The organism is Arboricoccus pini (assembly GCF_900187945.1).
In the GTDB taxonomy this organism is placed as follows: domain Bacteria; phylum Pseudomonadota; class Alphaproteobacteria; order Geminicoccales; family Geminicoccaceae; genus Arboricoccus; species Arboricoccus pini.
Map to the genome: position 1 here is coordinate 286537 of NZ_FYEH01000005.1, position 23288 is coordinate 309824.

At 61.6% G+C, this 23288-nt stretch carries 21 protein-coding genes; 13 read left to right on the plus strand and 8 right to left on the minus strand.

Going from position 1 to position 23288, the window contains the following annotated elements; translation table 11 throughout:
- Positions 1-128 precede the first annotated feature (128 nt).
- Entirely contained in the window at positions 129-1772 is a 1644-nt protein-coding gene (locus CFB17_RS09370; RefSeq protein WP_088561316.1) for an electron transfer flavoprotein-ubiquinone oxidoreductase, read from the plus strand.
- A gap of 341 nt (positions 1773-2113) precedes the next feature.
- Here the strand turns inward: CFB17_RS09370 and CFB17_RS09375 are convergent, their stop codons facing one another.
- On the minus strand, positions 2114-2347 hold the full coding sequence (locus tag CFB17_RS09375) for a hypothetical protein (protein ID WP_088561266.1): 234 nt from the start codon (positions 2345-2347) through the stop codon (positions 2114-2116).
- Positions 2348-2422: 75 nt separating this feature from the next.
- Between CFB17_RS09375 and CFB17_RS09380 the strand changes: the two genes are divergently transcribed.
- From CFB17_RS09380 to CFB17_RS09410, 7 genes are all read left to right on the plus strand, one after another.
- The gene (locus CFB17_RS09380; protein ID WP_088561317.1) at positions 2423-3451 is read left to right on the plus strand and encodes a YihY/virulence factor BrkB family protein; all 1029 of its coding nucleotides are present in this window, start codon (positions 2423-2425) and stop codon (positions 3449-3451) included.
- A gap of 93 nt (positions 3452-3544) precedes the next feature.
- Complete coding sequence (locus CFB17_RS09385) at positions 3545-4144, plus strand: ABC transporter ATP-binding protein (RefSeq protein ID WP_088561267.1); 600 nt, start codon at positions 3545-3547, stop codon at positions 4142-4144.
- Positions 4141-4941 carry an ABC transporter permease gene (locus CFB17_RS09390; protein ID WP_088561268.1) on the plus strand — a complete coding sequence of 267 codons (801 nt, stop codon included), beginning with the start codon at positions 4141-4143 and terminating at the stop codon, positions 4939-4941. Before CFB17_RS09385 ends, CFB17_RS09390 begins: the two co-directional genes overlap by 4 nt.
- Positions 4942-5154: 213 nt before the next feature.
- The gene (locus CFB17_RS09395; protein WP_088561269.1) at positions 5155-6594 is read left to right on the plus strand and encodes an NAD-dependent succinate-semialdehyde dehydrogenase; all 1440 of its coding nucleotides are present in this window, start codon (positions 5155-5157) and stop codon (positions 6592-6594) included.
- A 21-nt stretch (positions 6595-6615) separates the two neighbouring features.
- The gene (locus CFB17_RS19800) at positions 6616-6933 is read left to right on the plus strand and encodes an SH3-like domain-containing protein (RefSeq protein WP_088561270.1); all 318 of its coding nucleotides are present in this window, start codon (positions 6616-6618) and stop codon (positions 6931-6933) included.
- A complete protein-coding gene (locus CFB17_RS19805) occupies positions 6930-7211 on the plus strand; it encodes an SH3-like domain-containing protein (protein ID WP_088561271.1) in 282 nt (93 codons plus the stop codon). The genes CFB17_RS19800 and CFB17_RS19805 overlap by 4 nt, the downstream gene beginning before the upstream one ends.
- Entirely contained in the window at positions 7211-7795 is a 585-nt protein-coding gene (locus tag CFB17_RS09410; RefSeq protein ID WP_088561272.1) for a nitrile hydratase subunit alpha, read from the plus strand. Before CFB17_RS19805 ends, CFB17_RS09410 begins: the two co-directional genes overlap by 1 nt.
- A 44-nt stretch (positions 7796-7839) precedes the next feature.
- On the opposite strand, the gene CFB17_RS09415 is transcribed toward CFB17_RS09410, so the two are convergent.
- Positions 7840-8088, minus strand: a complete 249-nt coding sequence (locus CFB17_RS09415) for a YMGG-like glycine zipper-containing protein (RefSeq protein WP_207761997.1) — start codon at positions 8086-8088, stop codon at positions 7840-7842.
- A gap of 78 nt (positions 8089-8166) precedes the next feature.
- Complete coding sequence (locus tag CFB17_RS20065; protein WP_407642402.1) at positions 8167-8739, minus strand: Rap1a/Tai family immunity protein; 573 nt, start codon at positions 8737-8739, stop codon at positions 8167-8169.
- Positions 8740-8800: 61 nt separating this feature from the next.
- Between CFB17_RS20065 and argE the strand changes: the two genes are divergently transcribed.
- Together argE and CFB17_RS09430 are read left to right on the plus strand one after the other, a co-directional pair.
- Positions 8801-9952, plus strand: a complete 1152-nt coding sequence (gene argE, locus CFB17_RS09425) for an acetylornithine deacetylase (protein WP_165769515.1) — start codon at positions 8801-8803, stop codon at positions 9950-9952.
- A gap of 113 nt (positions 9953-10065) precedes the next feature.
- A complete protein-coding gene (locus CFB17_RS09430; RefSeq protein ID WP_243389837.1) occupies positions 10066-10914 on the plus strand; it encodes a M14 family metallopeptidase in 849 nt (282 codons plus the stop codon).
- A 15-nt stretch (positions 10915-10929) separates the two neighbouring features.
- Here the strand turns inward: CFB17_RS09430 and CFB17_RS09435 are convergent, their stop codons facing one another.
- The 4 genes from CFB17_RS09435 to CFB17_RS09450 form a co-directional block, all read right to left on the minus strand.
- Positions 10930-12036, minus strand: coding sequence for a Gfo/Idh/MocA family protein (locus tag CFB17_RS09435; protein ID WP_088561275.1), 1107 nt, complete (start codon positions 12034-12036; stop codon positions 10930-10932).
- Between the two features lie 98 nt (positions 12037-12134).
- A protein-coding gene (gene prfB, locus CFB17_RS09440; protein ID WP_106408566.1) for a peptide chain release factor 2 occupies positions 12135-13257 on the minus strand; the annotation gives its coding sequence in 2 pieces (ribosomal slippage) (positions 12135-13187 and positions 13189-13257; 1122 coding nt in all).
- 89 nt (positions 13258-13346) lie between these two features.
- Positions 13347-15878 carry a penicillin-binding protein 1A gene (locus CFB17_RS09445; protein ID WP_088561277.1) on the minus strand — a complete coding sequence of 844 codons (2532 nt, stop codon included), beginning with the start codon at positions 15876-15878 and terminating at the stop codon, positions 13347-13349.
- A gap of 70 nt (positions 15879-15948) precedes the next feature.
- A complete protein-coding gene (locus CFB17_RS09450; protein WP_088561278.1) occupies positions 15949-17235 on the minus strand; it encodes an N-acetylmuramoyl-L-alanine amidase in 1287 nt (428 codons plus the stop codon).
- A 593-nt stretch (positions 17236-17828) separates the two neighbouring features.
- Here CFB17_RS09450 and CFB17_RS09455 point away from each other — a divergent pair.
- From CFB17_RS09455 to CFB17_RS09465, 3 genes are all read left to right on the plus strand, one after another.
- Entirely contained in the window at positions 17829-20300 is a 2472-nt protein-coding gene (locus CFB17_RS09455; protein WP_207761998.1) for an Rne/Rng family ribonuclease, read from the plus strand.
- A 138-nt stretch (positions 20301-20438) separates the two neighbouring features.
- Positions 20439-21803, plus strand: coding sequence for a M48 family metalloprotease (locus CFB17_RS09460; protein ID WP_088561280.1), 1365 nt, complete (start codon positions 20439-20441; stop codon positions 21801-21803).
- Between the two features lie 43 nt (positions 21804-21846).
- On the plus strand, positions 21847-22590 hold the full coding sequence (locus tag CFB17_RS09465; RefSeq protein WP_165769516.1) for a DsbA family protein: 744 nt from the start codon (positions 21847-21849) through the stop codon (positions 22588-22590).
- On the opposite strand, the gene CFB17_RS09470 is transcribed toward CFB17_RS09465, so the two are convergent.
- A complete protein-coding gene (locus tag CFB17_RS09470) occupies positions 22587-23258 on the minus strand; it encodes an O-methyltransferase (RefSeq protein WP_165769517.1) in 672 nt (223 codons plus the stop codon). The two genes, CFB17_RS09465 and CFB17_RS09470, sit on opposite strands and share 4 nt — an antisense overlap.
- Between the last annotated feature and the right edge of the window lie 30 nt (positions 23259-23288).

Here is a 23288-nt window from a genome sequence, read left to right on the forward strand (position 1 = left end):
CCGGGATCGTGACACTGTCGTGCGAAGGTATCTCGTATTCTCCATCTGTGTTTGATTTGGCTCAACGCTCGGATGTGTTTTATGAAGCGCGCGGCTTAGAAGGCGGCGGAGGCAAGGCAACGGTGACAATGGACGAAGTCGAGCGCGATTCGATGGCTTTCGATGTGCTGATCATCGGGGCAGGGCCCGCCGGTCTCGCCGCCGCCATCCGGTTGCGGCAGCTTGCCATCGAAGCCGAGCGTGAGCTTACCGTGTGCGTGATTGAAAAGGGCTCAGAGGTTGGCGCCCATACGCTCTCGGGCGCAGTGATCGAACCACGGGCGTTGAACGAACTCATCCCCGACTGGCAGGCGAAGGGAGCTCCCCTCGATACACCCGCCAAGGAAGATCGATTCCTCTTCTTGACGGCGAGCCGGGCCTACCAGCTGCCGACGCCCCCGCAGATGCACAATAAGGGTAATTACATAGCCAGCCTCGGCGACTTTGTCCGTTGGTTAGGAGTTCAAGCCGAGGAGCTAGGCGTCGAGATCTATCCCGGCTTCGCCGCAGCCGACGTGCTCTACGACGCCGATGGCAGGGTGAAAGGTGTCCAAACCGGCGACATGGGCGTGCACAAGGACGGTACGCCCGGTCCGAACTTTCAGCCGGGCATGGAACTGCACGGACGCCTGACGATCTTCGCCGAAGGCTGTCGCGGCTCGCTGACCAAACGGTTGATGGAACGCTATGACCTGCGGCAGGGGGTGTCACCTCAGACCTACGGCCTTGGAATCAAGGAGCTGTGGGAGATCGATCCTGCGCTGCATGCGCCGGGGCGGATTGTCCATACGGTAGGCTGGCCCGTCGATCATTCCACTTATGGCGGCTCGTGGATGTACATGTTCGGCGAGAATCTGCTCTCGGTCGGCTATGTCGTTGGCCTCGACTACTCCAATCCCTGGCTTTCTCCCTTCGAGGAGATGCAGCGCTTCAAAACTCATCCATCGATTAGCCCGATCTTCAAAGGCGGCAGACGCATCGCCTATGGCGCTCGCGCTCTATCGGAGGGGGGATTCCAGGCTATACCCAAATTGGTTTTTCCCGGCGGTGCCCTCGTCGGTGATACGGCCGGCTTCCTGAACGTGCCCAAGATCAAGGGCACGCATACGGCGATGAAATCCGGCATGGTCTGCGCCGAGGCCGCCTTCGCAGCATTGGCTGACGATGCCGTCGGCCCGTCGCTGGAGGCTTATCCAAGGTTACTCGAGGCCAGCTGGTTGTGGGACGAATTACGTGCCGTGCGTAATATCAGGCCTGCTTTTCGCTGGGGCCTCCTGCCGGCCATGGCCTATGGGGCGTTTGACACCTACGTCCTGCGCGGCAAGGCACCTTGGACTTTCGGGCATCATCCGGACCATACCTCGCTTCGCAAAGCCGCCGATGCACCTCGGATCGACTATCCCAAGCCCGATGGCCAACTGACGTTCGATCGGTTGTCCTCGGTTTTCATCTCCAACACGAATCACGAGGAAGACCAGCCCGTTCATCTCCGTTTGAAGGACGATGCCCGCTGGCTGAACATTAATCTCGATCTTTATAGCTCGCCGGAAAGCCGATACTGCCCTGCTGGCGTCTACGAAGCGGTCGGCGCGGAGGATGGGCGGCCACTCCTGCAGATCAATGCCCAAAATTGCGTCCACTGCAAAACCTGCGACATCAAGGACCCCACTCAGAACATCGACTGGGTGACGCCGGAGGGCGGTGGCGGTCCGAATTATCCTGGCGGCATGTAGGCGGAGGCAGTGTTCTCCATTTTCACGTTTTTTTTGCGCGCTCGCTCACCTTTCGATCGCTAGCTTGAGCGGAGTTGGGGATGGAGAGGCGATCAAATGAGCGATTATGACCGCTGCGTAAGGCGCAACGGCATTGGCCGGACGGTTCGACGCATTTACTATTCGGTCCGCCATGTCTCGATTCTCGGCTCTACCGTTGAGGCAGGGTGATGCAGTTGCAGCGCCACGCGAGGCGCGCTTCGTTTCGCAACCGCGTACCTTACAAGCCGCTTGGATGCGAGCGGAAGGTTATGGAAGGAACGGAGCCGTTCGTTGAGGAGCCCGCGCCCACGCGCGATGCCTCAACGCGAGAGCATGTCGATATTCACTATGAGCAGATGCGCGTGCTGCTCAACGACGTCGTCCGCGCGATTGATTGTTCGTCGACATCCTCGGATCGCGATGTGTTTATCGACGCTCGGAACCGCTTGCTCCGCCGGCTTGAGGCGTTGGCCAGGCTCTAGCACATCGGCATTCAGCTTGACCTCGCCAAGCAAGCCGAAACCTTGGAGCAAATCCACTGTTTGAACGCTCATGTGGCACCTCATGATCCGAACGGTGGGATCCAGCGGATGAATGGGCGGATCTGTAAGGCGATCAGTCTGACGGCGATGCTTGGGATCGGCGCGCTTTATTGCTGCGGCCTGCTCGCAACTGACGTGCCTTCGCAGAAGGTAAGTGTTGACCCTCCCCAAGATGAAATTCGAGGCCGAGAAGCACGCAATCCCCTCGAAATTCCACCGCGCGGTTGGTTGGATATCGCTTGGCGAACGGTCAGGGAGATCCAGGATGATCGCGTGCTCGCGGTCGGAGCGGGCGTCGCCTTTTTCAGTCTGCTGGCACTCTTCCCGACCATCACAGCGCTCGTCTCGATCTATGGTCTGTTCACTGATGCCGGGGCAATGGCCCAGCATCTCAATTTGGTGGGCGGCTTTCTCCCCGCCGGGGCTACGGACATTCTCGCCGACCAGATGCGTCGGATCAGCAGTCAGCCAACTGACCATCTGAGTTTCGCTTTTGCCTTCGGCCTTCTCCTTGCCCTTTGGAGCGCCAATGCAGGCACGAAGGCGATCTTCGACGGATTGAACGTCACTTATGGGGAAATGGAGAAGCGCGGTTTTTTCAAGCTCAACCTCCTCACTCTCTTTTTCACCATCGCGGGTCTGGCCTTCGTCCTGGTGGCGTTGGCAGTGATTGTTGGGCTGCCTATTGCGCTCGACTTTGTCGGCCTGCGCAATTCGAACGATCTCCTATTACGCATTGGCCGATGGCCGCTCCTCTTCGTCGTGATCGTCTTCGTCCTGGCTGTCATCTATCGCTATGGACCAAGTCGCAATCATGCCACATGGCGCTGGATCACCCCAGGCAGCGTTCTGGCAGCCTCGGCCTGGATCCTCGTCTCGATCGGCTTCTCATGGTACGTGAGTAAGTTTGGCACCTATGATCGGACCTACGGCTCCCTGGGGACGGTGATCGGCTTCATGACTTGGATGTGGATTTCATCGGTGATTGTCTTGACCGGTGCCGAACTTAATGCGGAGATCGAGCATCAGACGGCTCGCGATTCGACGAAGCCACCGGCAAAACCGATGGGTGCCCGGGGGGCGGTCGTGGCCGACAACGTCGCAATCGAACCCTGAGGACTGAGGAAGCCGCATGGCGCGTCATGTTGAGAGCGCGCTCCGGGGCGCCTAGACCCATTGTCTAGTCAATCACGAGCGACGGATCATGCAATGGTAGGGCAGGATGTGCTCTTTGCCGCCCAGATTGTTGATCGACACGGGGGCCAGGCCTCCCTGGCTTTACGCTCGGGCAGTTGCCTAGCGATTACAGGTGCTTCCGGCAGCGGCAAATCGACATTGCTGCGTCGGCTAGCCGATCTCGACCCTTATGAGGGCCAGATTCATCTGGCGGGGCGCGAGGCCCGGACCTACGCGCCGTGCAAATGGCGTTCGAGCGTGGTCTATTGTCCAGCCGAGCCTGCGTGGTGGGCAGAGACCGTGGCAGCACATTTCGTAGAATATCCGGGCGATCTGGCGGACCGGCTGGGGTTGTCGCCGGACTTGGCCGGGCGGACGGCGGAGCGATGCTCGACGGGTGAGCGACAGCGGCTTGCTCTGCTTCGCGCGTTGTCGCGTAAGCCGGCGGTCCTCCTTTTGGACGAGCCCACGGCGGCCCTCGATCCGGAGAGCACGGCTAAGGTCGAGGGCCTCCTGCGTGACAACCTGACAGCAGGCTTGGGGATCATCCTAGTGACACATGACAGCGCCTTGGCCGATCGCCTGGGTGACTGCAGGCTTGTCTTGACGGCAGCCGGGCTGCAGCCAGCGTGACACCTATCTCGCTCACACCGTTCGATCTGGCCGCGGCTTCCCTCCTCATCGTCGTGGACGGACTGTTGTCGGTGGTGCTGGGCCTGGGGCTGCACAAGCAGATCGTCGTTGCCGCCAGCCGCATGGTCATTCAGCTCCTCCTGGTCGGTTACATTCTCAAGTCCGTCTTTGCCCTTGCGTCACCCGCCCTGACGCTGGCCGTGCTTGTCGTCATGGCCTTGAGCGCGGCACGCGAAGTGGCGGTCCGGCCGGAACGTCGCCTGAGCCGAGGTGGGAACCTGTTGATCGGCACGATCTCGGTGTTCGTCGCCACATCGCTGACCAGCATGCTGGCTCTCCTCACCGCCATCCGTCCCGAGCCGATACTCGACGCGCGCTACGTCATTCCACTCACCGGGATCATCATGGGCAGTGTGCTTAACGCTGCCAGCCTGTCCATGGACAGCCTGCTCGACGCTGCTGTTCAGAGGGCAGCCGCAATCGAGGCGCAGCTCTGCCTGGGGATCCGATTTAAGACGGCCATGGGTCCCCTTCTTCGCCAGGCCCTCCGGCGAGGCATGGTCCCAATCATCAATCAGATGGCGGCCGCTGGCCTCGTCACGCTTCCCGGGACCATGACCGGTCAGATTCTGGCCGGGCTGGATCCTGTTGAAGCCGTAAAATACCAGATCTTGCTGATGTTTTTGCTGGGTGGCAGCAGCGGCATCGCCGCGCTGGTGACGACGTTGCTGACGATGCGCTGGCTCACTGACGACCGGGAACGCCTCCGTCTCGACCGACTGAAGTCGCATAAGTAAGCCGCCGAGGTGCGAAGGTCGCCCGCGGCCCGTTTTCTGTGCTTGCCGACGGGCGGTGCAGCAGAAAGCCGGAATTCGCTGCGGCCAAGGTTACCGTAGCATGTCAGGCTCTAGCCCATATTGCCGGCCCGGGTGTATCAGCTTTGACGTCCCTACCGGCCAGCGGCCACGTCGCAGGTGACCGCACCACCCTCATTGTCCGGAGCCTTGCTCATGTATGCCGACGTTCTCTTGTTCATCGATGGCCAATGGACGAAGGCGGAGGCCGGCGAGACGCTACCTGTCCTCAACCCGGCCACGGGTGAGGAACTGGGACGCCTGGCCCATGCCAGGATCGCCGATCTGGACAAGGCATTGGTCTCGACGAGCCGCGGCTTTGAGGCGTGGCGACGGGTATCGGCGTATGAGCGCTCCAAGATATTGCGCAAGGCAGCTGATCTCATGCGCGAGCGAGCGAACGACATCGCCCGACTGATGACGCAAGAGCAGGGCAAGCCGTTCGCCGAGGCCAGGCTCGAGACGATGGCCAGCGGCGACATCATTGACTGGTTCGCCGAGGAGGGCCGGCGTGCCTATGGTCGCGTGGTGCCCGCGCGGGCACCGGGGATTTATCAGCTCGTCGTCAAGGAGCCAGTCGGTCCTGTGGCGGCATTCACACCGTGGAATTTTCCCATCAGCCAGGCGGTCCGCAAGGCGGCCGCCGCGCTCGCGGCAGGTTGCTCCGTCATTCTGAAAGGTCCCGAGGAGGCGCCGGCATCCTGTGCCGCGCTGGTTCAGGCCTTTACCGATGCGGGCGTGCCGGCGGGCGTTCTCAACCTCGTTTTCGGGACGCCGGCGGAGATTTCGGGCTACCTGATCCCGCATCCGATCATCCGCAAGATTTCGTTCACGGGCAGCACTGCAGTTGGCAAAAAGCTGGCGGCGCTCGCTGGCGAGCATATGAAGCGCGTGACCATGGAGCTTGGGGGCCACGCACCCGCCATCGTCTTCGACGACGCGGATATCGATGCCGCCGTCTCGATCCTGGCCGCCAACAAGTTCCGCAACGCCGGCCAAGTGTGCATCGCACCGACCCGCTTTCTCATTCAAGAGAAGGTCTACGAGACTTTCGTCGACCGTTTCACTCAGGCTGCTGAAGCGCTCAAGGTCGGCAATGGGCTAGTCGAGGGAACGACAATGGGACCGCTTGCCCATGCGCGCCGTGTCGATGCCGTGGAGGGCTTGGTCGAAGACGCACGCGGCAAAGGCGGCAAGGTTCGCACCGGCGGCCGGCGTATCGGCAATGAGGGATATTTTTATGCGCCGACCGTCATCACGGACGTGCCGCTGGATGCACGGGCGATGAACGAGGAGCCCTTCGGTCCCGTTGCCCTTATCCGGCCGTTCAAGGCGTTCGAAGACGCCGTGGAGGAGGCCAATCGGCTTCCTTATGGCCTCGCTGCCTATGCTTATACGCGCTCGGCCTCGATTGCGCAGGGGCTGGGTGCATCGATCGAGAGTGGCATGATATCCATTAACCACCACGGCTTGGCCCTGCCGGAAAATCCGTTCGGCGGCGTCAAGGATTCGGGTTACGGCTCTGAGGGGGGCCTGGAAGCGATGGAGGCTTATCTTGCCACCAAGTTTGTGAGCCAGGCCAACGTATTGGGCTAGGAGCAGTCCGGGAGGCCGACGATGGACGAGGATGGCAAGAGGCCGGCCCGCCACGATATGGGGGGCGTGAAGCAGTTCTACTGCGACGACATTGACCTGAGCGACCACGAATTGACCGATTTCGATAGGCAGGTCGACGCTCTTCGGCAGATCTTGGCCGTCAAAGGGTTATTGACGGTCGATGAATTGCGGCGTGGCATCGAGGCATTGCCGGCCGATCAATACGATCGGCTTGGTTATTACCAACGGTGGATCCGGTCGATCGCCGTCACGCTGATCCGGCGAGGGGTGATCAGTGAAGCGGAACTCGAGGAGCGCTTGAGGACGCAGGGCCCATGACTCTAGACGTCGGCTCACGCGTTCGCGTCGACGATCGCTGGCCGGAGAGGCAGGGACCCGCGCATATTCGCACCCCGCATTATCTTCGCGGGCGTAGGGGGAAGATCGTCCGCTATCTCGGCGAGTTCGCCGATCCGGAGCAACTGGCTTTCAACCGTCCTGCCCAGCGGCGCGCACTCTATCATGTGATGTTTGCCAGCGCCGATCTATGGGTGGATGCCGAGCCGGCCGATATCCTGGTCGAGATCTTTGATCATTGGCTTGTCGAGGAGGCGTGATGCAGTCTTTCGAAGAGGAACGGCTGTTAACCGCTGTGGTCGAGCTCCTGGCGGAAAAGGGTCACGTCAGTGCAAGTGAGATCGCAGAGCGTATCGCGATCACCGACGAGGCCTCGCCGCGGCTTGGCGCACGGCTGGTTGCCAAGGCCTGGCTTGATCCGGCCTTTCGTCAATTGCTGCTGGCGGATGGATCGAAGGCTGCCGAATCGATCGGCATCATGATGCGCGGAGTGCCCCCCCTCGGCGTCCTCGAGAACACGTCGGACCTGCACCATCTGGTGGTCTGCACGCTCTGCTCCTGTTATCCGCGTGCCGTCCTGGGCTATCCGCCATTCTGGTTCAAATCCCCGGCTTACAGGGCGAGGGCGGTACGCGAGCCACGCGCCGTGCTCAAGAGTTGGGGAACAGCACTGCCGTCGACGACGCGTATCCGCGTTGTCGACAGCACGGCCGACTATCGCTGGATGGTCCTTCCCGTCCGACCGGCGGGGACAGACGGGCTTAACGAGGACGCCTTGGCGGCGCTTGTAGACGAGGGCGATCTCATCGGCGTGACCATTCCCTCTTTCGACGTCGCGAATTAGGCCGGATTGTCCGACAAGGCGATCGGATATTCCGGCCAAGGCTGCTACCGCTTTTGGATCTGGTCGTAGATGAAGCCGCCGGCGGCGCCCGCGGCGGCGCCCGTTGCTGCCTTGCCGAGGAAATCGCCGGTAATGAGGCCGGTGACCGCACCAGCGCCAGCGCCGACGGCGGCGCCGGTCAGTGTTCGGCTGCCCGTCTCTCGGTTGACCTCGCAAGCGCTCAGTCCCAGCGTCGCCACGAGGACGAGAGCTCCCAGGGCGCGAGGTATTGAGCGACACATCTGGGTTTTCATCGATTTCTCCATTCGAGAAGGAGCTGCCCGGTTTTCACTCGAAAACGGGTAGTCGTTGGGGACGTTCCGGGCGCGCGATCAGGGTTTCACCGTTTTGTGCTTAACGATGGATGACGGCGCGGGAACGATGGGCCCGTCGGCTTTGGGACAGGGCCAGGTGGCGTTTAACGCGCGCCAAAGCCCATCCGTTGCCGTCTCGCTAGCATATTGGGGATTGGCCTGGGCCCACGTGACGAACACGCGCCGCGCATCGTCGAGGGATGCATTCGCCGGCGCGCACGACCAATTGGCCACTAGCTTGTTCTCTACGAGCCTTACGTAAAGAGAGCCGCTTCCACCGATGAAACCATCGCAGGCGCCGCGCTGATAACTATAGGTTGGACCTTGTGCAGCATCGCAAACGCGAGCCAGATCGGCCGTTGTCGAGATCTGAACCGGTCCCGCCGCCTCCTGTGACATCGCCGCTACCGGAGCCAGGAGAGAGGCTGCGGCTAGAGCTGCGGCGCATAACGTTCGTTGCATGTTCGTTGTCCTTTTTTGCCATTCCTTGCATCGAACTAGCATGCCAGTTCGATGCAAAAACGCGCTGACCCCCTTTGTGGTTAGCGAGAGTGGCGCAATTTGACCATGTTTCGTCAATAGTCCGACCATCCGTGACAGGAGGCCCGAGAGACGCCTATAGTAGGTTTTTCGCTGTATGGGGCTAAGGCGCGTGACGGTTACGATCGAGTTGCTTGAACAACTCGTGGGCTTCGAGACGGTCAGCGGCAACTCCAATCTCGACCTCGTCGAGTTCGTGGCCGGGCGGTTGCGCGCGGCTGGCGCGGAGTGCCGTGTCCTTCCCGACCCACAGGGGCAAAAGGCTAATCTCCTCGCTTGGATCGGGCCGACCGATAGGCCTGGGCTCGTTCTTTCCGGGCATAGCGACGTCGTTCCTGTCACCGGGCAGCGCTGGAGTGGCAATCCTTTCGCTCTTCGCCGGCAGGACGATCGCCTGATCGCGCGCGGCGCTGCCGACATGAAGGGCTTCGACGCGGCGGCGATCGCCCTCTTCGAGCGAATCGATCCCACATCACTTCGCCATCCCCTTATCCTCGCGCTTTCATTCGACGAAGAGGTGGGCTGTAAAGGCGCCCCACCTCTTATCCACGCGCTTCTCGAAACGCTTCCAGCACCGCTTGGCTGCATTGTCGGTGAACCGACCATGATGGAGCCGGTCGATGGCCATAAGGGCAAAGTTGCCATGGCCGTTGAGATCAAGGGACGCGCCGGCCATTCGGCCTTGCCCCACAAAGCCGCCAATGCGGTTTTTGCAGCCGCGCAGCTGATTGCCGCCCTCGCATCGCGGGCGGCCGAGCTCCAGGCGGAAGGACCCTTCGCCGCTGGCTTCGAACCGGCTTGGACCACCCTCAATGTCGGGCGCATCGAGGGCGGCTCACAGATCAATATCGTGCCGGATCGTTGCAGGTTCGAATTCGAGGTGCGGGCACTCCCCGGCACTGACCCGCGCGATGAGGTTGCCCGCGTGCAACGGTTAGTCAGTGAGCAGGTTCTTCCTGCGATGAGCGCCCAGGCCGAAGAGTGCGATATTCGGTTCACCGAACTCCTGCGCTATCCTGGTTTCCAGGCGCCTGAGCAGAGCATGATTGTGCGTACGGTCCGCGACCTGACCGGTGGCGACGAGCCCGCCAAGGTCTCTTATGGCACCGAGGCGGGACTTTTTGCGCAAAGTGGCATTGACGTCTGCGTCTGCGGGCCGGGAAGCATTGATGTCGCCCACAAGCCGGATGAGTGGATCACTGTCGGGCAGCTCGGGCGTTGCGATCACTTTCTCGACGAACTGGTCCAAAGGCTGTGCCGGTGAATGTCGCCCCGCCGATCGAGCTCGCACCACCCGATCTGCGACCATGGCGGACCGGCAATACGGGTATTCCCCATGTATGGACATTCACCGGCGCGTTAGAGGGGCCGGATGTCGTGATCTTGTCCCTTCTTCACGGCAACGAGATTTCCGGTGCCCTTGCTTTGACCCGCATGCTCGAGGGTGGACTTCGCCCAAACGCAGGCAGTCTCTCGCTCATCTTTGCTAACGTGGCTGCATTTGAACGCTTCGATCCGGCGCGGCCGAGAAACTCACGGTTCGTTGATGAGGATATGAACAGGCTCTGGGATGATCGGCTATATCAACGGCCAGCATTGACATGTGAGCGTCGGCGAGCCCGCGAATTGTTGCCGATCCTCGAGCGTGCCGACTTCGTCCTGGACCTCCATTCCATGTACTCAGGTACGGTGCCGCTCATGCTTTCTGGTTGGGGCGCTGCGGGTCGGGAACTCGCCGCGCGCGTGGGGGCCCCGTCCGTCGTCGTCGCTGATCGGGGCCATGAAGACGGCCGGCGTCTCATCGACTGGGCCAACTCGGCAGAAGGGGAGGGACGGCCGGCCGCTGTCCTCCTTGAGGCCGGGCAGCATTGGGCGCGATCGACCGCACGCACCGCTTTCGACATCTCGATCCGCTTTCTGCAAGTCGTGGGGTCGATCGACGATGAGAGTGCCGGGGCATTTTCGGGCAGCGTGCCGCCGGGGCAAAATCAGCGCCTTGTCGAGGTGACGGACGTCGTCACAGTGACCTCGACCGACTTTGCCTTCGTGCGCCCCTTTGGCGATTTGGAAGTTATCGACGAGTCGGGGACCGTCATCGCCCACGAGGCCGGTCGTATGATCCGGACGCCATACGATGCATGTGTGCTGGTTATGCCGACCAATCTGCCCCGCCCAGGGCTGACGGCAGTCCGTCTCGGCCGGTTCGTCTCGCTGCCCGTCTTTTAAGTCTGCCCACTGCCTTCAGGCCGGGGGTTCGCCATTGATCATGTCCGGCATAGGCGCGAGTGGGAGCGTATAGGCCTGATCCGCCTGGATATGCTTTCGACGCGCAAGGGGTTCGAGAGACTGGGTTTCGCCGGTTGAGAGCGCGCGTTCGATGGCCGCGATGACGCGTACATCGAGCATTCCGTCCTCGCCATCCGGTTCAGGATCCCGGCCTTCAATGATGCAGGAGGAGAAATAGGCCGTCTCGCCGCCGAACTGATCGGTGATGGGATGGTTGTGACGCCGGATGTCGCCTCCTAGCGTCGCCGTATAGCCGAGGCCGCTCGCCGCGCCGAAGGCATAGCCCGGTTGCATGTGGATATCGCCCTTCGTACCGATGAGGCGATAATCGTTGTAGGCTGGGCCACTATAATCGAGGGTGAACTGGGCGATCTCGCCGGGTCCGAACTTGAGCGCCACCTGCACAATGTCGTCAAAACCGAGATCGCGCGTCCGCGCGCCGATCGCTCGCACCTCGATAGGCTCCTTGCCAAAGAAATGGCGGGCGGCATTGATCGGATAGGGACCGAGATCGGCGACAGGGCCTGCCCAGTAGCCGCTCGACGCCCGATGATTGGAGGCCTTGATGTACTGGCCGAAGGTTGAGCTAAAGATGCGGGGGGCACCGAATTCGCCGGATCTTATCCGGGTAAACGCCTCCACGGTCGCCGGTTCGAAGTGGAGACGATAGGCGATCATGAGCCGCGCGCCGGACCGCTCCGCTGCCTCGATCATCAAGCGGCAATCGGCCTCGCTCGTCGCCATGGGCTTCTCGAGCAGCACATGAACGCCTGCCTCGAGCGCGGGCACGACGAATTCGGTATGGCGGAAATTCGGCGTAGCGACATAGAGCGCATCGACAGCGTCGCTAGCTAAGCATTCCGCGAACTGATCGTAGCTGAAGCTCTTAAGTCCGTAGCGTTTCGCGAGCCGGTCGGCCTTCTCCGGATCGCCCGTGATAAGGGCTGTCATCTCGGAATTGTCCGTCTGACCCACGCCCGGCATGAACGCTTGCTGCGAGATCCAGCCTCCACCGACAACCCCGTAGCGGACTTTCCGGCCAGTCACCGTGCGCGCCGCCATCCAATGCCCTCCTTACCGTGTCAATCGTCGCTAGTCCGAACCGGACGGACGGAGCATGGTTGCATGGCCGGGGGGTAAAGCCCCAGGCGTACATTTGCTCAAGCGTCCTCCTCGACGCGCTTGCTGCCGGCATCCAGTGCCAATGAGGCTTCGAGGAAGCGGTCGAGATCGCCGTCGAGAACGCCTTGGGTGTCGCTGGTTTCCACGCTCGTGCGCAGATCCTTCACCATCTTGTAGGGATGCAGGACGTAGGAGCGGATCTGATGCCCCCAGCCGATATCGGTCTTGGTGGCCTCGATCGCATCGCTTTCGGCGCGGCGGATCTGCAGTTCGCGCTCATAGAGTCGCGCCCGGAGCATGTCCATGGCCTGAGCACGATTGCGATGCTGCGAGCGGTCGTTCTGGCAGGCAACGACGATGCCCGTCGGCATATGCGTGATACGTACGGCGGAGTCGGTCCGATTCACGTGCTGGCCACCGGCGCCCGAAGCTCGGTAAGTGTCGATTTTCAGGTCCTTCTCGTCGATCGTGACCTCGATGCGGTCATCAATGACGGGGAAAACCCAGACCGAGGCAAAGCTGGTATGGCGCCTTGCCTGACTGTCGAACGGCGAGATGCGAACGAGTCGATGGACGCCGGCCTCGGTCTTCAGCCAGCCATAGGCATTTGGCCCGATGATCTTGATCGTTGCCGACTTGATGCCGGCGCCCTCGCCCTCGCTCTCCTCGACCCATTCAATCTTGCAACCATGCTGCTCGGCCCAGCGCAGATACATGCGCAACAGCATTTCGGCCCAGTCGCAGGATTCCGTGCCGCCGGCGCCGGCATTGACCTCGAGAAAGCAGTCATTGCCGTCGGCCTCACCCGAGAGCAGACTCTGCAATTGCAGCTTCTCGATTTGCGCTTTCAAATCCTCGAGGTCGGCGACGATCTCGCGCACGGTCGCGTCGTCGCCCTCTTCCTCAGCCATTTCGGTGAGGGAGATGGCGTCCTGCAGGCGCTGCTCCATGGCGCGCTGCCGATCCACGGCATCGGCAAGCTGCGTGCGTTCGCGCATCAGGTTCTGCGCGCGCTCCGTGTCGTCCCAGAGCTTCGGATCCTCGATCAGGCTGTTCAGCTCATCGAGCTTTAGAAGGGCAGGTTCCCAGTCAAAGATGCCTCCGGAGTAAGAGGAGCCCATCTTCGATGGGAGCCACCAAGTTCGATACTTCGGCGCGCATGTCGATAGATCCTCAATCGCGTTCTAGGAGTTAAGGCGCAAGTAAGCCCTCTGGCCTTGCGCCTCAATAGGGACAGGCCGTCGCAAGTCTCAGTAAAGCCCGCCGATCGAGGGGGCGTGAGGATCGCTCGCGGCGCCCCCATTACCGCCGCTGCCAACCCCGCCATCGCCACCGTCGGTGCCGTCGGCGTCGCCACTGCCCTGATTTACATCTGGCCCGCCGTCGCCTGTGGTTGTCGTGAAGTTACCGACGATCGGCTGGCTGTGATGACCTGGATCGGTGCCAGGCAGAAAGGCCTCGCGAATGATGTTCTGCGTGTTGTCACCGGGTAACCGGCCTGTCGTTGCATCGACATTGACGAACTGCAGGCCGGGCGGCGTGCGGAAGGGCGCCGGCGGCACGTCCTTGAGGGCGTTCCCCATGAAATCCATCCAGATAGGCAGCGCCACGGTAGCGCCCTGGGCTCGACTGCCGAGGCTGCGGGGCTGGTCGTAGCCGACATAGACCGCGGCTACGAGGTCAGGCGAAAAGCCAACGAACCACCCGTCCTTGCTGTCATTCGTCGTGCCGGTCTTGCCACCCAGCGGGCGGCCCAACGCATTTGCGGCACGACCCGTTCCGCGTTCGATCACACCTTGAAGGAGTGAGACCATCTGGTAGGCGATGCGCGGATCTTCGACCTGCGGGCGGTCATCGGGGACGTCGGGCGGCAAACCGTTATCCCAACTGGCCGCAAGACATTGTTCGCAGGTGCGATGGTCGCGCTTCATGATCGTGCGCCCATGCCGGTCCTGGATACGCTCGATTAGATAGGGTTCGATCTTGTGGCCACCATTGACGATCATTCCGTAGGCCGCCGCCATCGAGAGCGGGGTTACCTCGTTCGAGCCTAGTGCGGCTGCGAGGTTGAGGCCCAGTTTGTGATCGACGCCGAAGCGATGGGCGACGTCGCGGACCTTCTCCATTCCTATCTGCTGTGCCAGGCGGACGGTCATCAGGTTGCGCGACTTCTCGAGTCCGAGGCGCAACGTCGCCGGGCCGTAGAAACTGCGCTCGAAGTTCTCAGGCTGCCAGAGTGGAAGTCCCGGACCCTGGTAGACTGAGACTGGTGCATCCAAAATGATCGTCGATGGCGTCATGCCCGATTCGAGGCCCGCCAGATAGACGAAAGGCTTGAAGGAGGAGCCAGGCTGGCGCCAGGCTTGGGTTGCCCGGTTGAACCAGCTTTGGCGAAAGCTGAAGCCGCCCGTGAGCGCCAGGACTTGGCCCGTGTTGGGATCGAGTGCGACCAACGCACCTTCGATCAATGGTCGTTGCCGGAGCGACCAATGAGCATTTGCACCTTCGCCCTCGTGCTCCACGACGATAAGATCGCCAACCTTGAGAACGTCGCGCACGCTCCGGGGTGATGCGCCGAGATGGCCATTATCGTCGCGGGGGCGTGCCCAGCGCATGTCCGCAAAGGACAGCGAGGATTTGGAACCGTCCTCCAGCCCGATCGTGGCAGCATCGCCCTTCGTGTCCAGGACGACGGCGGCCTGCCAGTCCATCAGCTCGAACCCTGCATCAAAGCTGTCGACAGCGGCCGCCCAGTCGGGCGTCGATCCCAGATCGAGATGTCCCACGGGCCCGCGCCAGCCATTGGCTCGCGTGTCGAGGGTGAACAAGCCGTCCCTGAGAGCGTGGTCGGCCATGCGTTGCACCTTCGGCTGCACCGTCGTGCGGACCGACAGTCCGCCCTCGTAGAATCCGGCTTCGCCGTAGATGCCGACGAGTTGGCGGCGCACCTCCTCTGTAAAGAAATCGGCGCGCGCGCCCTCTCGGCTGCGTCGCGGCCGGAGGTTGAGGGGCTCCTTGGCGGCTTCCTCGGCCTGAGCCTTCGTGATGTAACCGTCTTCCAACATGCGGCCGATCACATAGGTGCGCCGGTTGAGCGCCGCGTCGGGGTTCCTGGTCGGATCATAGCGCGAGGGTGCCTGGGGAAGACCGCCGAGGAAGGCGGCCTCGGCCACGGTGAGCTCGTCCAAGGATTTGTCGAAATAGTTGAGGGCCGCTGCGGCTACGCCGTAGGATCTATTGCCTAAATAAATCTCATTCAAATAAAGCTCAAGGATATGATCCTTGGAATAGACCCGTTCCATCCGTAGAGCGAGGATGGCTTCCTTGATCTTGCGGGAGATCGAGAGCTCGTTGCTCAGGAGGAAATTCTTCGCCACCTGCTGCGTGATCGTTGACGCGCCTTGTGGCCGGCGGCCGGACATCAGCCGTTCGACATTGGTGATCGACGCCCTGACCATACCTGTCAGGTCGATCCCGTAATTGCTGTAAAAGTTCTGGTCCTCGGCGGCAACGAAGGCTTCTTTCACGTAAGCCGGCATTGCGTCGGCTGGCACATAGATGCGCCGTTCCCGGGCATATTCGGCCAGCAGGCGGCCATCGCCCGCGTGAACGCGGGTGACCGTGGGCGGTTCATAGGAGGCCAGGGACTGAAGATCCGGGAGATCCTTGCCGTAATAATAGATGACGTAGGCAAGGATTCCCGCACCCACAAGCGCGAGGCCGAAACAGCCAAGAGCCAAGCGGCTCAGCCAGAGAATGAGAAATCGCACTACGGGGGCCATCAAGCTGTTCGGGAGGAAAAGCGGATGCCCCCTTTAGCCGACAGATGCTCCCGGGTCATCCAAACATGCGTTAATTAGTAAAACCGAAATGATGATCAACGCCCTTGAGGATGGCATTGCAGAGTCGGGCGCGGTGGTTGGTCTCCGTGAGGTGGCGGGCATCATCGCGGTTTGAAAGATAGCCAAGCTCGATCAGCACCGACGGAATTTCCGGCGATTTCAAGACAACGAAGCCGGCGAAGCGACGCGTGCGGCGCAAGAGATTGGTGACCTTCCCCAATTCCTGGACCAGCCGATCGGCGAAATCGATGGAAGCGTTCATCGTCCCGCGTTGCGAGAGCTCCAGGAGGATGCCGGCCACAATGGGATCTTGATAGGAGAGATCGGCGCCCGCCAGAATGTCGGCCTGGTTTTCGTTGGCGGCCAGCTTTGCTGCCTCCGCATCCGAACTCTTGTCGGAGAGGGTATAGACCGAAAGACCGCGTGTGGCCGGATTGGCGATACTGTCGGCATGCAGCGAAATGAAGAGATCGCCGCCCTTCTGCCGGGCAATCTTCAAGCGGTCGCGCAGCGGCACGTACACATCCTTGTCTCGGGTCATCGCCACACGATAGCGTCCGGTCGCCAGGAGTGTACGGCGAAGCTCGAGGCCCATTTTAAGGGTTAGGATCTTTTCATCGACTCCATTGACGCCGGCCGTTCCGGGATCAACGCCGCCATGTCCGGGATCGATGACAACGAGGGGCTTCTTGCGGGGCTTTGGCTGGACAGGCGTGTGTGGCAGGGGTGTCTTTGCTTCGCCCTGCACGGCGGGCGCATCGTCGTGTCGGTCGGGCGGCGTCAATGCCGCCACGGGAGGGCCCCCGGGGCTGCCGGTGGCCGGCATGTCGCGGACGTCCTCGACGTCGATGACGATACGAAAGACATGCCCCCCGTCGGTGGGCGGCAGCATGAAGCTTTGCACCACGCGAAAGGGCCTCGTCATGTCGACGACCAGACGCGAGCGTGAGGTGTCGAACCGACCAAAACGAAAGCCTTTGGCCAGCTTGGGCGCGTTCGGAATCCATTGCGGCAGCTGGAAATCGGTAACGGGCAGATCGACGATGAGACGAGGCGGACCGTTGACCGCATCGACCTTGAAGGTCGTTGGGCGGTCTACCTCGATGACGATCCGCACGCCGCTGGCCCCGTGGTTGCCCAACCTGAAGCCGTTAGCGGTCAGCGCTCGCGCCGATGGCCCGGCCCCGATCAGGATAAGGGCGGTCAACAGGCACAGGATTAAACGCCACGGCACGATGCGGGCAGGACGCACGCTAGCCGCAGCGACGGCAAGGTTCGCCGTCGGCTCCAATGGCAATCTCTCCTCCGACCGCCGTTTGGCTTGTCCTTCCGCCGCACGGGCAATGCGTCGGGAACGGTTACGTACTGGCTGTACGCATGAAGGATTGTGGCAGTCTTGTGTCTTGCTCTATAACGTCCCGCGTGATGGGTCTAGCACGACAGTTCAAAATCGCGTCATTCGCGTGGAGATGCGGCCGCCAGGCGCCCGAGGGCGCCTCGGACATGTACTCGCGCTGTAGCGCCTTTCCGGCCGGAAAGGGTCAGGCCAAGCCGTTCGCGCGCCGGTCTGACATGTCGTGGAAGACTTTACCGCAGGATCTTGCGGATCGTGGACGGGGTTTTCCGACATCAGGGGCGCTTGCTCAGGCGAGTTTGCTTGAACTGACGTCATATCGCCCTCCCACAACCCCGTTTCGACCTATGTTGACGGCCCGATTTGCCCGATCCGACCTTCATGCGTTCGCATGGGCTGGATCGCCGGCGCAGTCGGCCTTCGCGCGCCGTTCTTGAGAATGGCGCCTGTCCGGCCGGCTTGGCTGCCGGCTTCCCTTATGAATGGTCGTTCAGCACCGCAGCACACCTGCGGCGGGCGGCCGGAGAGTTTATTTGATGACGAAGCGTATGTTGATCGATGCGGCACATCCCGAAGAGACGCGGGTGGTCGTCATGCAGGACAACCAGCTACTCGATGTTGATTTCGAGAGTTCGACCAAGCGGCAACTCAAGGGTAATATCTATCTCGCAAAGATCACGCGGGTAGAGCCCTCGCTTCAGGCCGCCTTTGTCGAATATGGCGGAAACCGCCACGGGTTTCTCGCATTCAGCGAGATTCATCACGATTATTATCAGATCCCCGCCGCCGATCGTAAGCTGATCGAGGAGAATGAGCGCAAGGCCGCAGCCGAGAGCGAGTCCGAGGACGAAAGCGAGAACGACGACGATATCGGCGATCTCGATGATCAGGCGCGCCGCCGCTCTCGCTTGATGCGGAGTTACAAGATCCAGGAGGTAATCAAGCGACGGCAGATTTTGCTCGTGCAGGTCGTCAAGGAGGAGCGCGGGAACAAAGGTGCCGCTCTCACGACCTATCTCTCGCTGGCGGGCCGCTATTGCGTCTTGATGCCGAACACGCCCCGGGGAGGCGGCATCAGCCGAAAGATCGCCGTTGCGGAGGATCGTCGACGACTGAAGGAGATAGCGAGCGAGCTCGACGTCCCTGCCGGCATGGGGCTGATCATTCGCACCGCCGGTGCGGAACGGACCAAGCCTGAGATCAAGCGAGACTATGAGTATCTGATCCGCCTTTGGGACGAAATCCGCGAGACGACGCTTAAGAGCATCGCGCCGGCGTTGATTTACGAGGAAGGCGATCTCATTAAGCGTGCGCTGCGTGACCTCTACTCGCGCGATATCGAGGAAGTCGTCATCGAGGGTGAAGAGGGCTTTCGGAACGCGCGCCGTCTTATGCAGATGCTGATGCCGTCGCGTGCCAAGATGATCACGCAGTACCAGGAAGAGGTGCCGCTGTTCTTCAAGCATCAGGTCGAGGATCAGCTCGACCTGATTTACCAGCCGACGGTGCAATTGCCCTCAGGTGGCTCCATTGTGATCCACACGACGGAGGCCCTGACCGCGATCGACGTCAATTCGGGACGCTCGACGCGTGAGCGCCACATCGACGAGACGGCAAGCAAGACAAATCTCGAAGCTGCCGATGAGGTCGCCCGGCAGTTGCGGCTGCGTGATCTCGCCGGCCTCATCGTCATCGATTTCATCGACATGGCGGAGGGTCGGCATCAGCGGGCTGTGGAAAAGCGGCTGCGTGATGCGCTCAAGGCGGACCGAGCCCGCATTCAGATCGGCCGGATCAGCATGTTCGGCCTGATGGAGCTCTCGCGCCAGCGACTCCGGCCGAGCATTCTCGAGCTGAGCACGCAGGTCTGCCCTGTCTGCCAGGGCACCGGCGTCGTCCGCTCCACCGAGAGTTGCGCGCTCCAGGCGCTTCGCACAGTGCAGGAGATCGGCATCAAGGGCGAGGCGACCGTTCTCAAAATCTCGATTCCGTCCGCCGTCGCGCTCTATCTCCTCAATCACAAACGTGAGTCGCTGGTTCGTCTCGAACAGCGCTATCAGATGCGCGTCTATGTCGCGACGGACGACCACGTGGTGCCCGGCACGATCGATGTCGAGATTGTGGAGAAGCGCGAGCCGTCGACGGGTGAAGGCGATACGCGGCCGGCAACGCCCGCTCGCACCACTCCTCACGTCGTTCATGAAGTCGAATATGTCGACGAGGAACCGGAAGAGGAAGTGCAAGCAGCCGAGGCAACTGATAGTGCCGAGACGGCGGAAGCCGCACGCCCGAGTGAGGGTGAGAGCGAAGAGGGCGGCCGTCGCCGTCGCCGTCGCCGCCGTCGTCGTCGTCGCGGCGGCGAGGGTGTGGGTGGCGAAGCAGCCTCGATGCAGTCCGAAGCTGATTTGTCGTTCGACGAGGACCAGAACGAGGATCAGGCGCCCGCGTTCTTCTCAGCCAAATTGCCGGACGGACTCTCGCCGAGCGAGGGGGAGGATGAAGACGCCGATGCGCCGCCACCGCCACCCCCAGCGGAGATCATCGAGGTGACCGCCGGCAGCGAACCTGTCGAGATCCTGTCCGAGTTGCCCGTTGCGGCGGCAGCCGTGACCGACGAGGTCGAAGCCCAGTCGGTCGAGGAGCCCGCTCCCAAGCCCAAGCGGGCCCGGCCGTCGCGAGCTCGCGCTCGCAAGCCGGCGGCAGAGCCCGCAGTCGAAGCGCCGGCGACAATTGTTGCCACCGACGCGGCGGCTACGGGCGAGGAAGCAGCTGCGCCGAAGCGGCGCGTCCGCACGCGGACGCCGGCTGTCAAACCGGAAGAGGCCAGTAAGAAAGTGCCGGCCAAGGCCAAGGCGTCTCGTCCCTCCAGGGCCAAGGCGACGCAGGCCGCGGACAAGCCGGCAGCGCCCGCGGAACCTCAGGTGGCCCTGTCCGTGGTCGAGGCGCCTGCCGGCGAGGTAAAGGCACCTGGACGCCGTGCGGGCTGGTGGAGCCGAGCACGCGCCTGAGCTAGGCTCATCTTTGATAGGAGGCCGTCTGAGAAGAACTTAATCTTTTCGGACGGCCTCGTGCCTTTCTGCCGGCTGTTGCCGTTAAGTTGATGATGCTAGCCTGACTGCGGTCGCACACTGCTGGATGACCTCGCCTTGGCCAGCCGCTTGATCGGTCTATTGCGCCGCTTCTCCTGGACGCCGCTCTTCCTTGCCTTTCTCGTCGTGTCCGCTCCCGCGAATGCGGCGTCGGTCATTCGTGACACGGAAGTGGAGGCGCTCCTTCACAATCTGATGGCGCCGGTATTCAAGGTTGCTGGCCTCGATCCGGACGATGTCCGGATCTATATCGTCAACAACCAGCAGCTGAACGCCTTCGTCGCGGGCGGCCAGAATATTTTTGTCAATACGGGATTGTTCATCACTGCGGAGACGCCTGAACAGCTTCAAGCCGTGTTGGCACATGAAACCGGCCATATCGCTGGCGGTCATTTGGCGCGTGGCTCCCAGGCGATGGATCGCGCCGGAACGCAAATGATCATCGGCTCGATCCTGGGATTGGCTGCCGCCGTGGTCGGGGCCCCCGAGGTTGGGATGGCGATGCTCGCTGGCGGCATGACGGTCGCGCAGGGTGAATTTCTAGCCTTCACGCGCACACAGGAGCAGTCCGCCGACCAGGCGGCGGTTACATTTCTCGGTCGTCTGCATCTGCCGCCCGACGGTCTTTTGCAGTTCTTTCAGATCTTGAACACGCAGAACAATCTTTTGGGTGGCGAGCGTGGAAATCCTTTCCTGCGATCGCATCCCCTAACGCAGGAACGTATCGATTTTCTGCGGACCCAGGTCGCCCGCTCGCCTTATGAAGGGCGGCAGCTGCCATCCTCTGACCACGTGGCATTCGATCGCAGCAGAGCCAAGCTCGACGCCTATCTCTCGCCGCCGAACCAGACTTTGAAGAAATATGCCGGGAATAGTCTGGTAGATCGTTACGCTCAGGCGATCGCCTATTATAAGATACCGGATGTGAAAAAATCGCTCAGCCTCATCGACGAGCTCATCAAGGAGAACCCCAGCGATCCCTATTTCCCAGAGTTCAAGGGGCAAATGCTTTTTGAGAATGGCCACGTAGCTGAGTCGGTTCAGCCCTTTCGTGACGCGTTGCGCCTGAAGGTCGACGCACCTTTGATCCGGTATGCCTTGGCTCGGGCCCTTCTCGAGGAGCAAGGTGGCAATAATGCGCCGGAGGCCGCAGCCCTGTTGCGCGACGTCACCCGCGTCGACCCAAGAAACGCCAGTGCGTGGCGATCCCTGGGGGTGGCCGAGGGCCAGATCGGAAATCGAGGCGAATCGGCAATGGCGCTTGCCGAATATGCGCTGCTTATTCGGAATTATGACGATGCCAGGCTTTATGTCAGCCGAGCCAAGGCCGCTGTTCCGCCCGAGAGTGCTAGTTATTATCGCGTCGAAGATCTGGAGCGGGCTGTGAATGACCTGCGCGACGATCTTAGGCGAAATCGTTGATCGATCTCATCTGGCCGGCCGAGCCTGAAGGACAATGTACCCTGTGCGTAAGATTTACCTGCTCCTCTTCTTCGCTCTCGTTTCGCTGACGACGACCTCGGCGGGTCACGCGGACGAGGCCCTGCCGGCCTCGCTCTCTCGTGAGCAGGTCGAACAGATCGTTAAGGACTACCTGATGCGTGAGCCGGAGGTGATCTATCAAGCGCTGGCGGAACTGCAAAAAAAGCATGAGCAGGCCGCTACCGATCAACGGCAGCAGGCGATCGGCCAGTATCGTGATGCAATTTTCGCGCAGCCCACCGATCCCGTAGCCGGCAACGCCAATGGCGACGTCACGCTGGTCGAGTTCTTCGATTTCCGCTGTGGCTACTGCCGTGGCATGGCCGATGATCTTTGGAAGATGATGGACAAGGACAAGTCGCTGCGTGTCGTCTTCAAGGACATCCCCATTCTCGGGCCGGATTCGAAAGTGGCGGCGCAAGCGGCCCTGGCGGCGCAAAAGCAGGGTAAATATCTTGAGATGCACAAAGATTTGATGGTCGCCACCGACTTTTCGAAGACCTCCCTGCACGCCATGGCAAAGAAGCACGGTCTCGACTTGGCGCGATTCGACAGCGATATGGCTGGCCCCGATGTCGCCGAGCTGATCGATCAGAACCTTCAGCTGGCAAGTGCCCTCGGCATCAACGGGACACCCAGCTTCATCGTCGGCGACACGCTGGTCCCTGGGGCGGTGCCGATAGCCTCGCTGGAGGAATTAGTCACCAAGCAGCGGCCCCAGCCTTAGGCGCTTGAGGGTATTCGCTTTCTAACGAGCATGAGCCCATCGCCAACAGGTGTGAGGCACATCGCTACGGCCGGATCCTCCCGGATCGACGCCGTCAATTCCCGAATGGCCGCCGTCTGACGGGTGGTGTCGTCGGGGTCGGCCACGCCGCCGTTCCGCAGCATGTTGTCGAGCGCAACGATGCCACCTTGACGCACAAGCTTGAGGGCGCGGGCGTAATAGGCGGGATAGGACTTTTTGTCCGCATCCACATAGACGAGGTCGAATAGCCGACCCTCGTCCAAGAGGCGATCCATGCTTTCGAGTGCCAGGCCCGCTCGGAACTCTATCCGTTCAGCGACCCCGGCCTCCTCCCAGTAGCGCCGACCGATGGCGGCCCAATCCTCGTTCACGTCGAGGCTGACGATCTTGCCGTCTGGCGGCACAGCCAGCGCCATTCCCAACGTACCATAGCCGGTGAAGCAGCCCACCTCGAGCACGGATCTCGCATCGATTGTCTCAATGAGGAATCCCAGGAGCGCTATTTGTTCTGCGGAGCTCCGCATATTGCCATGCAGATGGCGGTCCGACTCCTCGCGTAGCGCGCGCTGGGCTTCAACCTCCCGACTTCCTTTACTGTTCAGGTAGTCGAGGACGGGTCCGTCCAGCTTCAAGGTGCGTGGGCTCACAAGGGCATCCCTGATCGCGTTGGCAGCCTT